We start from the raw sequence: 12672 nt of genomic DNA on the forward strand, positions 1-12672 counted from the left end.
CCATCATCTATCAGGAACTGAGCGTCATCAACGAACTCTCCGCCCCGGAAAACCTGTCGCCACGCTCGGTGCTGCGAAAGCGATCCGGCGGTGGAATTCGCGTTCCCCAACGACCTATCAATCCTAGGCGTCGACGATTCCGGCGGGATGACTGTCCTTCGACCGTACGTCAGTACGATTGAACAGACTCGGCGACCTGAGCGAAGGCTGCTGGAATTTGCTCACGCGTCGAATGACGAAGCGCGACGTTCCGTCCGCACACCGGAGAGTGACATGCACCTTGAGGGCGAAAGAATCGACGACCCTTCTCGCTCGGAAGTCCGGCCGGCGTTCCCATATCGAAGCTTAGCGGAGCATTCCGGTTAGCTGCCTGATGCTCGGGCTCGTCGAGGACTACCGCTGGAATAGCAAGGCACGGCACGCACAAATGACTTCTCTGGTGCGGGCCGACGTAACATTGCCGGTCCTGGGCTCCGCTTCAAGAAAAGACAACCTCCCGACCAGTCAAGGCTGGTTGCCGCGCCATCACGAACCCAGCCAACACCGCCGCTTCGATCCTCAGGACTTCCGTCTTGTCACTTCATTGCTCCACTGTCTTCGAAAGCATCTTCGAACCGAGCTTTTGAGCGCTCGATATGGATTCGCATCGCTTCTTCAGCCCGAACTGAATCGCCGTCTTCGATTGCTGAGACGATCTCTGCGTGCTCACGATTTGCGTCCGTCGTGGCCCGAGCATGGAAGTACAAACGGAACAAGTGGACGTGTGTGTGAAGGCGCTGCAAGCTCTCGTGAACCAGTTCGTTGCCGCAAGACCTTGCAATGAAGTTGTGAAACTCGGCGTCACGTTTCGCAAACTCACCATATGCGGCGCGAGACTGAGCTTTGTCTTCTCGTCGCATTTCCTGGTCCAGGGCGCGTAGCTCGCTGATTGCTTGGGCGTCACGTCTCCGTGCGAGGCGACCTGCGGCAAAGGGTTCGAGTAGCAGTCTCAATTCATAGAGCTGATTGAGTCGGTCGCGGTCCAATTGCTCAGCGGCGCTGTACCCGATTAGGTGCGTTTTCACGACAAGTCCTTGGGCCTCGAGCCGTGAGAGCGCCTCTCTTATCGGTGTTTGCGACACGCCAAGTGATCGGACGAGCCCATCGACCGAAATACGCCCGCCCGGCGGAATTTTCAGGGACATTAGCTGCGCGTAGAGCGCTTCGTACACGTCGTTCCCGAGGCTTGTAGGCCGGCGCAACAGCTCTGTTTCGATCTCTTGATTGCTCTTCATTTGGTGGTCCATCGAAAATTTTGTCTTGACGTCGTCGTTATATCAATTAACTTCGAAGACATCAATCGAATATCCGATCGGATTTGATATCGTGAAAGTGGTTGAAGCAAAAATTCTCAGAAGCCTTGCCGAAGCGGCCCTGGTGCGCGTCGGCGCTCCCGTTGAGCATGCCTCGTTACAGGCGGAAGTACTGCTTGAGGCGGAGCTGCGCGGGGTCTCATCGCATGGGGTGCTTCGGCTTCCACGCATCATCTCAAGGGTTGTCAACGGGGTTTCCAACGCCCGTGCGACCGGGCAACACGAATGGGCCTCAAGCGCGTTTCTGGTTGTTGACGGGAAACGAGGGCTCGGCCCGGTCGTTGCGAAGAGCGCAATCGATGCCCTGTTGGAGCGGGCGCCCGGCACGGGTATCGCCGCTGCGGCAGTCACCAATTCAAATCACATCGGTATGCTCGCCTGGTACGCTGAGTACGTTGCGTCGAAGGGATACTCGATAGTCGCGTTGTCGACGAGCGAGGCGCTCGTTCACCCTTGGGGCGCTCGCGAAGCGATGATCGGCACAAATCCGATCGCGATAGGCGTCCCTTCGGTGAACGGTCCGTTCGTCATGGATACTGCGACGAGTGTGGTCTCCATGGGCGAAATCCACGATCATGCCAATCGAAAGGCAAAAATTCCCGCTCACTGGGCTCTGGACGGCAACGGCAATCCCACGACGGACGCCGAAGCCGCGAAAAATGGAGCGATCGCGCCTTTTGGCCAAGCGAAGGGATACGCGCTCGGTCTCGCGTTTGAGCTGCTCGTAAGCGGGCTTGCCGCATCCGCTATCGGTCGCGACGTTCGAGGGACGCTCGACGACACGAACATTTGCAACAAAGGTGACCTCTTCATCGTGATGCCGGGACCGCGCCGCGAACTCGAGTCCTATCTGCAAGCCATCCGAGGCATGGAACCTGCCGAGGGGTTCGATGCTGTTTTGATCCCAGGCGAGCGGGGCCGAGCCTGTCGTGATCGCCGTTTACGGGAGGGAATCCCGGTCGTCAGTGAAATTTACGAAAGTCTATTGCGGCTCGCCGGCGTACCGGCAGCAGCCTGATTGAATTAGTGGGAGGAGTTTCGGTGACGTTATTCGGGGCAATTCGCACACCGAGGAACATCGTGTTCGGCAGCGGCCAGCGCAGTTCCTTGCCGAAGTTTGCATCGCGCATGGGGCAAAGGGCGCTTGTTGTCACAGATGAGCGTCTCGCAGCGGATCGGACATTCAGAGACCTTATTGACGCAGTTACCGCGGCGGGCATCACGGTCAAAGTCTTCCCCGGCGTTGTCGCGGAGCTACCGGTCGAATGCATCACAGCAGGGGTAGCGGACGGGGGGTCCTTCGGTGCGGACTTCGTGATTGGCATCGGCGGCGGTAGTTGCCTTGATGCTGCAAAGGTGATCTCGCTGCTTCTGGCTCATGGCGGAAAGGCGTCTGATTACTATGGCGAGTTCATGGTGCCGGGGCCAACCCTGCCTCTGATCTCACTCCCGACGACATCAGGCACGGGGTCGGAAGTGACACCAGTAGCCGTTCTGACCGATCCGGACAGGGCTTTGAAAATCGGCATCGCGAGCCCGTATCTTATTTCGGATACCGCTATTTGCGACCCCGAACTCACATTCACCTGCCCGCCTTCTCTGACCGCTGTTTCTGGCGCGGACGCGCTGACGCATGCCATTGAAGCCTTCACCACAGCCAGACGCGAGCCTGGGGCTGACCTCGTCCATGAGCATGTTTTTCTCGGAAAGAATGCCTTCAGCGATCACTACGCCCTGCTGGCGATACAACATATCGGCGCGAGCCTGCGGGCTGCTTTCGAAAACGGCAACGACATCGTGGCCCGCGAGCGCCTGATGTTCGGCGCGATGTCCGCCGGTCTTGCGTTCGGCACCGCCGGAACGGCTGCCGCTCATGCCGTACAGTATCCGGTCGGCGCAATGACCCATACGCCGCATGGCACCGGTGTCGCCCTGATGATGCCTTATGTCATGCAGATCAATCGCGACTGGTGCGCTCCAGAGCTCGTCGAGGTCGGCCGCGCATTGGGAATTTCGCTGCCGGAAGGACCGGCGGAACTCGCTGCCGATGCAACGATTGACGCAGTTGCTGATCTCTTCGCGGCCGTCGGTATTCCGTCCTCCCTAAAAGATCTCGGGATCACGGGTGACCAGCTTCCAGCAATCGTTACGCAGTCGCTCGGAATTGCCCGTCTCATCAAGAACAACCCACGTCCTTTGGATGTGGCGGCCATGAAGACGCTTGTCGGAGCGGCCTTCGCCGGAGACAGGTCGGCTCTCAAGGCCAGTGCTGATCAAAGAAAGGCTAGCTGAAATGAACGTTGCTGCAAAAGTGTCTCCGATGGTGAGCTTCGACATCGCCTCGCTTCCGACCGGCCTCTTTATTGACGGCCAGTGGCGCTCTGGAGGGGAGGGGAACACGATCGACGTGCTCGATCCATCGACCGGCGATGTCATTGTCGCCGTAGCTGATGCGACTGTCCAGGATGCCATGGAGGCGGTGGCTGCCGCCCACAAGGCCGCCAGCGGATGGGCCGCAACAGCACCTCGCAAACGCTCGGATATCCTGCGTCGCTGTTTCGAACTGATGATTGAGCGCAAGGATATGCTGGCAGAACTCATCAGTCTTGAAAACGGCAAGACGCTCAGCGATGCCCATGGTGAGGTCGGCTATGCCGCAGAGTTCTTCCGCTGGTTTTCCGAGGAGGCCGTTCGCCTTAATGGCGAAATCTCCACGGCTCCGAGTGGCGCCAACAAAATCATCGTTGAGCATCAGCCAATCGGCGTTTCGGTGCTCGTCACGCCTTGGAACTTCCCGGCTGCGATGGCCACTCGTAAGATCGCTCCCGCGCTTGCCGCAGGATGCACCTGCGTCCTGAAACCCGCCACTGAAACGCCGCTAACGGCACTTGTCCTTGCGAACCTATACGCTGAGGCTGGCGTGCCGGCTGGTGTCGTCAACGTCATCACCACATCGAAGTCAGGACCTGCCGTAAGTTCCATGTTGAACGACGCGCGCGTCCGCAAACTCTCCTTTACGGGCTCCACCGAAGTTGGTCGGGTTCTTCTGCGCGAAGCTGCCAACACGGTTGTGTCATGCTCGATGGAGCTTGGCGGCAATGCGCCTTTCATTGTTTTCGACGACGCCGACCTCGATGCGGCGATCGAAGGCGCCATGATTGCCAAGATGCGCAACGGTGGTGAGGCCTGCACCGCCGCCAACCGTTTCTACGTGCAGTCCGGCATTGCGAAGGAGTTTTCGACACGCCTGGCCGAGCGCATGGGTTCGATGAAGGTCGCAGCCGGTTACGACGCGAGCGCCCAATGCGGGCCGCTGATCAATCCGAAAGCGGTCGAGAGAATTGCTGGTCTTGTTGGGGATGCTAAGGCGAGGGGGGCAATAGTGCTTACCGGCGGCGATCCGCTCGAGCGCCAAGGCTTCTACTTTGCTCCGACTGTTCTTTCGGATGTTCCATCGGACTCGGAAATCTCATCAGAGGAAATATTCGGCCCTGTTGCCGCGATCACAACCTTCACCACGGAAGACGAAGTGGTCGAACTCGCAAACGGCACTGAATATGGGCTGATCTCGTATGTCTACACCAAAGATCTTGCCCGCGGTCTGCGTGTGTCTGAGCGCATGGATAGCGGCATGGTTGGATTGAACCGCGGTCTCGTTTCGGACCCTGCGGCGCCTTTTGGCGGCACTAAACAAAGTGGTCTCGGACGCGAAGGGGCTCATCACGGGATCCTTGAATTCTGTGAGACCAAGTACATCGCAGCAAGTTGGTGAGGGAGGAAATAATGCGAATTGCTGAAGTAGAAGCGTTTCAACTAGCCTGGGATGACGATACGCCTGCCAAGCGCACCAGCTTCGTAAAAATCGTAACGGACGACGGCGTCACTGGCTATGGTGAATGCACCCCGATGCACGGTGGCATGCATGTCCTGGGTATTATTGCCAACACGCTTGCCCAGGAGCTGGTAGGCAAGAACCCACTGGATCACGCCGTACTGACGGACAGGCTGCTGCATCGCTACATCAAGATGGGGCCTGAGGGGAACTTAACGAGCGCACTCGCCGCCATCGACATCGCTCTTTGGGACATCAAAGGCAAGATATTCAATCAGCCGATCTACCAGCTGTTGGGCGGGGCATGGCGAACGGAGATCCCGTTCTACACCTCTCTCGGTCAAAACGCCCATCGCACGGTGGACGAGGTCGTGCGCGAAGTGGAGAAACGACTGACGCGCGACACGCCGTCCGCCTTGAAGATTCGCTTCGATGGCGACCGCACCTGCATTGATGCCGACATCGCCAATGATATCGCCAAGGCGAAGGCTGTCAGGAAGCTTGTAGGTGACCAGTTCCCTCTCGGGTTCGATGCGAACAACGGCTATTCGGTCGCCGGCGCGGTCAAGGTCGGCCGAACCTTGGAAGACCTTAGCTATTCGTGGTTTGAGGAACCGGTTCAACACTACCACGTCGAGTCCATGGGAGAGGTAGCTCGCCGGCTGGACATCCTGGTGACGGCAGGGGAGCAGACTTATACACTCCAGGGCGTTGTTGAGCTCATCAAGTCCGGCGTTCGGGTCATCCAGTGCGATCCGATAAAAATGGGCGGCATCACCGGCCTGATGAAGTGCATGGCTATCGCCTACGCGCACGGCGCGGAAATTGTCCCACATCAGACGCAGCCGGCGGTTGGCCATGCTGCCAACCTACATCTTATGGCCTGCAAGATGCACGCCTCAAAACCGGTCGAGTGGAACGACCCCGCCGAGCGGAACACCGAGTTGATGCAGACGCTTCTGAAGAAACCGCTCGTGAAGCGCAACGGAAAGTTCCTCGTTCCGTCGGGGCCAGGACTTGGGATCGAACTGGACGAGAGTGTCCTCAAGGAGCGCAAGCGCGCAATCCCAATACAGGCATAGCAGCAACAAACCGGTGCTGCGAGGAGGGTGGCACCGGTTTCTTTTCGGAGGAGGCAAAATGAAAATTTCGAGCGTTGATGTTTTCCAGCTCACCATGGGAAATGGTTCTGGCTGGATGCCCAAAAGCGCATTCGTTCGTATCGACACCGAAGATGGCCTGTTCGGCATAGGCGAAGCTTCGCCGATGCATGGAGGCCATGCTTCCCTTGCGGTCATCGCGCGCGAAATGGCGCCAGAGTTGGTCGGGCAAGATGTGTTCGATCATGCGGTGCTGATCGATCGCCTTCTTCATAAGTGCATCAAGCTCGGTCCGGAAGGCATCGTGACCGGCGCGCTCGCCGCGATCGATATCGCCATGTGGGATCTGAAGGGAAAAGCGCTTCAGAAGCCCCTCTACAAACTACTCGGCGGGGCATGGACGAAAACGCTTCCTTGCTACAGCTCGGTTGGTGGGAATGCCGCGAAGACCGTAGACGAGGTTGTCAGAGACGTCGCGCGGCGAGTGGAGACCGAAAAGCCGGCCGCGGTCAAAATCCGTTGGGACGGCGACCGCACCCGGCAGGACGTCGACATCGCAGGAGATATCCGGAAGGCCGCGGCCGTGCGGAAACTTCTGGGCGACGGCTTCATGATCGGTTTTGACGCAAATAATGGCTACTCGGTCAATGGTGCCATGCGCGTTGGCCGAGCCTTGGAAGACCTCGGCTACTCGTGGTTCGAGGAGCCTGTCCAGCACTACAACGTGAAAGCGATGGGTGAAGTCGCGCAACGGCTCGACATCACCGTGTCGGCGGGCGAGCAGACCTATACCCTGCAGGGTTTGAAGGAACTGATCGAAGCCGGCGTGCGGATGGTGCAGCCGGATATCGTGAAGATGGGCGGCGTCACAGGAATGATGCAATGCGCCGCGCTGGCGCGAGCCCATGGCGTAGAACTCGTCCCGCATCAAACGCAACCGGTCGTCGGTCACCTGGCCAACATCCACGTGCTGAGCACCCTCCTGCATCTCGCGAAGCCTGTCGAGCTCGCGGACAAGTGGGAACGCGGCGCGCCGGTCTTCGTAAATCCGTCTCAGCCCGTCGACGGCTGCTTTGAAGTGCCTGATCGCCCGGGTCTCGGGCTTCAGTTCGATGAGAAGGAAATGCAGGCAAGACGCCTATCGATTGCAATCTAATGGACAAACTGGGAGGATTTCCATGAGCATTACACGCAGACAACTATTGGTAACAACTGCGGCAGGCACCGCATTCGCGGCTCTTTCCGGCGTTGGCTTCCAAGCCGCCGCACAGTCAAAAAACGATACGATCACTTGCGCTTTCGCGGCTCGCTCCTCAAACGGGATGAGCCCACAACTGATTTCTTCGACCGGTGCGGACAACTGGGTCATCTCCCAGCTGTACGACACGTTGGTGAAGCGTCCCGATGGAAAATGGGCGGTGAAGCCCGAGGAGTTTGAGCCCGCCCTTGCTGAAAGCTGGACGAGTTCTGAGGACGCCAAGACCTGGACTTACAAGCTGCGTAGCGGCGTGAAGTTTCACAAAGACTATGGAGAGATGACCGCGGACGACGTGGTCTTCACGTTCAGTCGCCACCTCGATCCAAAAATCAGCACCAAAGCCAAGTCGTACTATCGCAACATTTTGAGCGTTGAGGCGACCGACCCGAACACGGTCGTGATCAAGCTAAAGGATCCAGATCCGCTGCTCAACGGCACATGTGTATCCGACCTCAGCGCCTCCATCTTGAGCAAGAAGGCGTTCGAGGAAAAGGGAGACGAGAAGTTCAACACCGATCCGGTCGGAACGGGACCATATGAGTTTACGAGCCTCGACAGCAATGCCGGCCTGCTCCTGACCGCCTTCAAGGACTACTATGATGGCCAGGCGGCCACGCCAAACCTTCGGGTTCGCTTCATCGCCGACACGACCGCAAGAACGCTGGCATTCGCATCTGGCGACGTCGATATGATCGAAGGTGTGCGCGCGCCGGGCTGGAATGATTCCATGCGTCAGCAGAACGCGAATACAATCTTCGATGCGACGGCGCCCGGTAGCTTCAACACCCTCCACATCAACCTCAACAGAGGACCGCTCGCCAATATCAAGGTCCGCCAGGCAATTCGCTATGCCATTGACGCCACCGCGATCGCAGCCGCCTTTGGCAACATCGCTGTCCCAATGGTCGGCATTATCGCGCCGCAATTTCCGGGGTCTGTGAAACAGGACGAACTGCCAGCTGAGCTGCAGTATAAATACGACCCTGAAAAGGCGATTGCCCTGCTCAAGGAAGCGGGCTTTGCCAGCGGCTTGACGATCCCTTGTTTCGTTAGCCAACGCGAGGATTACGCCTCGATCATGCTCATGATCCAGGAGCAGCTGCGCGCGGTGAACATCAATCTCGATCTGAAAATCATCGATCATGCGACCTTCCACGCGGACAACCGCAAGGACAAGAACAGTCTCATCCTGTCCTCCTTGAGCTATCCGCCGGTCCCGACGGCGCCAATCGGTGACCTGCTTTTGAAGACGGGGGACGTGAAGGCCGATGGCAGCGGTCTTACCAATTACAGCCATTACGGAGTTGCGATCCCCGGAATTGACGATCTGATGAGCAAGGCCAACGCAGAGCCCGACTTTGCGAAACGCGTCGAGATCGTGAAGGAAATGGAAAAGCAGATCCTTACAGATCTGCCTGGTCTTGGCATCATCACACTTTCCTACGTGATTGCCCGCAACCCCCGCGTCGATCTCGGCTTCAAGGTGGAGGCCGGCACGCCGTACTGGCCTCTGCGCCATGCCAAAGTTGTTCAGGCATAGGAGGCAGCATGCCCAGTCTCATCATCAACAAGCTGCTGGATGCAATTCCAACGCTCTGGCTTGTGCTCACGCTTGTCTTTATCGCGTTGCGCATCCTTCCAGGCGATCCGGCTTTGGTGGCACTGGGCGACTTCGCGACCCCGGAACAGCTCGCGCTGTTCCGGGAACAGACCGGGCTCGCTGCGCCCCTCTGGCAGCAATATTTCACGTTTCTATGGGATGTCGTGACTTTTGATTTTGGTGCCTCGCTGATCTCCAAAGAACGGGTAGCCGTACTGATCGCTCATAATCTGCCTTACACCGTGGCTCTTGCGTTCGGCGCGACATTGATCGGGCTCATCGTGGGATTGCCGTTTGGCGTTTGGGCGGCCGTGCGTAAGAACCGTTTGCCGGATCAGGGTATGCGCATCTTCTCACTGATCGGATATGCGATCCCGGACTTCTATCTCGGTGCAATTCTGTTGATCGTTTTCGCGCTCAATCTCAAACTCTTCCCGATTAACGGAGGCGGCGAGGGGGTCGTCGATCAACTCTACCACCTCGTGTTGCCAGCTGTAACATTGGCTGTGCTCAAGATAGCGTTTCTGGGCAGATTGACCCGCACGTCACTCTTGGAAGTTCTTTCAAAGGACTATGTCCGCACAGCTCGCGCAAAGGGCGCTCCACCGAGGACCGTGATCTACAAGCATGCGCTTCGGAATGCCCTTCTTCCGATCGTCACAGGGCTCGGGCTAAGCCTTTTGGCTACGCTATCTGGCGCGGTCGCGGTGGAACTCGTCTTTGATCGGCCAGGACTCGGCTCAACCCTGATCAAGGCGATTGCCGAGCGCGACTATCCCTTGATCCAGGGTGCCGTGGTCGTCTTCGCTCTCCTCGTGGTTCTCATCAATTTGCTGGTCGATCTGGTCTACACCGTCATCGATCCACGTATCCGGAGTTAAGCAATGGCCGCTATCGACCTTTCTTCCGCACCGGCCTCCAACCACGGCACGCTAAGTCTCGTTAAACGCCTGTTTTTCCGCCGTGTTTCGACAATGATTGCGCTTGTGGTGGTTCTTCTTTTCTTTGCGATGGCGGCCTTCGCACCGTGGATCGCGCCCTACGACCCGCTTAAACAAAGCTTCCTGTCAATTAACAAATATCCCTCTTCGCAATACTGGCTCGGAACCGACCAGTTCGGCCGTGATGTGCTTTCTCGGCTGATCTACGGTTCGCGCACCTCCCTGCTGTTTGGACTTATTGCGCCGGCCTGTGCGGCGGTAATCGGCACGACACTAGGAGTTCTCGCCGGCTATTTTGGAGGCGTAGTCGATCGCGTCGTTTCGAAAATGATCGATCTTCTAATGGCATTCCCCGAACTGCTGCTAGCCATCATCGTTTCGGCAGCACTCGGCGGAGGCTTTTGGAATGTGGTCCTGGTGTTGACGATTGCCTTCGTTCCCGGATTTGCGCGAGTTGCGAGAGCTTCGACTCTCTCAGTCCGGCAAGAACCCTACATCGAAGCCTCGATCGCAATTGGCGTGAAGATGCCGATTATCATCATCCGGCACGTTATCCCGAACATTGGCGCCTCGATTGTCCTTCTTTGGACCTTGTGGATCGCATCAGCCATTCGGCTCGAAGCGGCATTGAGTTTCCTTGGAATTGGGACGCAGCCGCCCAATCCGAGCTGGGGCAATATCATCCGCGAGGGGCTTGGTAACGTCTTCGGATCGCCGTGGCCGATCATTGGGGCCGGTTTTGCCATCACAACGATCGTGCTTTCGATCAATCTGATCGGCGATGCCGCGCGTGACATGCTTGATCCGAATTCGAGCGAAAGATGACTATCGCGACGTCTTCGGGGCGAGAAATGGGAGGATGGTCAATGCAGATGAGCGCTATGACTCAAGAAAAATCAAAACTTGAACACGAACTCACGGGCAAGCAAACGCTTGCGGTCCGGAACCTGCGTACGTCCTTTCACCAAAATGGCCAGTGGCTGGAGGTCGTGAAAGGGGTTTCCTTCGAGGTGGCGGCCGGGGAAACATTGGCGCTCGTAGGGGAATCCGGTTCGGGAAAAAGTGTGACCGGCTATTCGATCATGCAACTGCTCTCTTCGGAAAGTGCGCGTGTAGAAGGCGAGGTGCAACTCGGCGGGCGCAACTTGCTTGCACTCAGCGAGGATAGCATGCGCGAGGTTCGCGGGAACGAGATCTCAATGATCTTTCAGGAAGCAATGACGAGCCTTAATCCTGTTCTTCCGATCGGAAAGCAGATCGCCGAAGCGATAGCGCTTCACAATACATCGACATCGCTCCAAGATATCAAAAAGGAAGCTTTGCGACTGATGGATCGCGTGAGGATCCCTGCCGCAAGCACTCGGTACGATGAATATCCGCACAATTTTTCAGGCGGGATGCGACAGCGCGTCATGATCGCCATGGCGCTCGCCTGTCGGCCACAGCTCCTGATCGCCGACGAGCCGACTACAGCTCTCGACGTCACAATCCAAGCCCAAATCCTCAACCTGATCAAGGAGATCCAGGAAGAGGAGCGAATGTCGGTCATCTTTATTACCCACGACATGGGCGTGGTCGCAGAAGTTGCCGATCGGATGGCCGTCATGCTGCGGGGCGACATCGTCGAGACGGGCTCGACGAGCAGAATATTCAGGAGTGCCGAGCACCCCTATACCAGAATGCTGCTCAATGCCGTTCCGCAGCTGGGTTCGATGCAGGGTGTCTCGCAGCCACTGAAATTCCAGATGATTAATGCGACAACTGGCGAGCATAGTGAGGCGGACAAACCCGTCGACACTATCCGGAAATCCGACGGGCCGGTTCTCAAGGTGAAAGACCTTTGCGTTCGCTTCGACATCAGGGGCGGGTGGTTTCGGAAGGTTTCGAGCCGCGTGCATGCCGTTGAAAATGTCTCCTTCGATCTTTTCCCCGGGGAAACATTATCCATCGTGGGGGAGTCCGGCTGCGGCAAGTCAACGACCGGCCGCGGCCTGATGCGGCTCGTGAAGCCTTCTGGCGGAAGTGTCGTCCTCTCCGGTCGGGAGCTTATGTCGATGTCGGGGAACGAACTGCGCGATGCGCGGCGCGACATCCAGATGATTTTTCAGGATCCTTTTGCAAGCCTTAGTCCGCGGCGTACCGTCGGGGACGCGATCGCAGAGCCGTACCTCACTCATAAGCTCGGCGGTCGTGCCGACGCGCGCCAGTTGGTGAGTGTGCTGCTCGAACGTGTTGGTCTGAACGCGAGCATGGCAAGCCGCCTTCCGCATCAATTCTCGGGAGGTCAGAGGCAGCGCATCTGCATCGCCCGAGCCCTGGCGTTATCTCCGAAGGTCATCGTTGCGGATGAGTCTGTTTCTGCGCTCGATGTTTCCGTCAAGGCGCAAGTCATCAATCTATTGATGGACCTACAGAGAGAGCTCGGTTTGGCCTTCGTCTTCATCTCACACGACATGGCTGTCGTTGAGCGAATCAGCCACCGTGTTGCCGTGATGTATCTAGGAGAAATTGTAGAGATAGGGCCGCGCGAAAAGGTCTTCGCCGCTCCGGCTCATCCCTATACACGTATGCTCCTAGAGGCCGTGCCCT

The 12672-nt window shown here is 57.7% G+C and carries 11 protein-coding genes; 10 read left to right on the forward strand and 1 reads right to left on the reverse strand.

The window, feature by feature from the left end; all coding sequences use genetic code 11:
* The coding region (locus ACPYOI_RS31460; protein WP_481423845.1) for a hypothetical protein at positions 1-182 on the forward strand (182 nt) is incomplete at its 5' end.
* Between the two features lie 393 nt (positions 183-575).
* On the opposite strand, the gene ACPYOI_RS31465 is transcribed toward ACPYOI_RS31460, so the two are convergent.
* Positions 576-1274: a GntR family transcriptional regulator gene (locus tag ACPYOI_RS31465; protein ID WP_481416757.1), complete on the reverse strand. Its 699-nt coding sequence runs from the start codon at positions 1272-1274 to the stop codon at positions 576-578.
* Between the two features lie 91 nt (positions 1275-1365).
* Between ACPYOI_RS31465 and ACPYOI_RS31470 the strand changes: the two genes are divergently transcribed.
* The 9 genes from ACPYOI_RS31470 to ACPYOI_RS31510 form a co-directional block, all read left to right on the forward strand.
* Entirely contained in the window at positions 1366-2370 is a 1005-nt protein-coding gene (locus tag ACPYOI_RS31470) for an Ldh family oxidoreductase (protein ID WP_481416756.1), read from the forward strand.
* Positions 2371-2393: 23 nt separating this feature from the next.
* Positions 2394-3644 carry an iron-containing alcohol dehydrogenase gene (locus tag ACPYOI_RS31475; protein ID WP_481416755.1) on the forward strand — a complete coding sequence of 417 codons (1251 nt, stop codon included), beginning with the start codon at positions 2394-2396 and terminating at the stop codon, positions 3642-3644.
* A 1-nt stretch (position 3645) separates the two neighbouring features.
* The gene (locus tag ACPYOI_RS31480) at positions 3646-5124 is read left to right on the forward strand and encodes an NAD-dependent succinate-semialdehyde dehydrogenase (protein WP_481423846.1); all 1479 of its coding nucleotides are present in this window, start codon (positions 3646-3648) and stop codon (positions 5122-5124) included.
* Positions 5125-5135: 11 nt separating this feature from the next.
* Entirely contained in the window at positions 5136-6266 is a 1131-nt protein-coding gene (locus ACPYOI_RS31485) for a mandelate racemase/muconate lactonizing enzyme family protein (protein ID WP_481423847.1), read from the forward strand.
* Between the two features lie 58 nt (positions 6267-6324).
* Complete coding sequence (locus ACPYOI_RS31490) at positions 6325-7440, forward strand: mandelate racemase/muconate lactonizing enzyme family protein (RefSeq protein WP_481416752.1); 1116 nt, start codon at positions 6325-6327, stop codon at positions 7438-7440.
* 22 nt (positions 7441-7462) lie between these two features.
* On the forward strand, positions 7463-9082 hold the full coding sequence (locus tag ACPYOI_RS31495; RefSeq protein ID WP_481416751.1) for an ABC transporter substrate-binding protein: 1620 nt from the start codon (positions 7463-7465) through the stop codon (positions 9080-9082).
* 8 nt (positions 9083-9090) lie between these two features.
* Positions 9091-10023 (forward strand): ABC transporter permease, encoded by a 933-nt coding sequence (locus ACPYOI_RS31500; RefSeq protein WP_481416750.1) that lies wholly within the window; start codon positions 9091-9093, stop codon positions 10021-10023.
* Between the two features lie 3 nt (positions 10024-10026).
* Positions 10027-10908, forward strand: a complete 882-nt coding sequence (locus tag ACPYOI_RS31505; RefSeq protein WP_481416749.1) for an ABC transporter permease — start codon at positions 10027-10029, stop codon at positions 10906-10908.
* A gap of 56 nt (positions 10909-10964) precedes the next feature.
* Positions 10965-12672 (forward strand): ABC transporter ATP-binding protein (locus ACPYOI_RS31510; protein WP_481423848.1); only part of this gene is annotated, 1708 nt, incomplete at its 3' end.

The sequence above is a fragment of the Rhizobium sp. SVR5-2C genome, assembly GCF_056755115.1.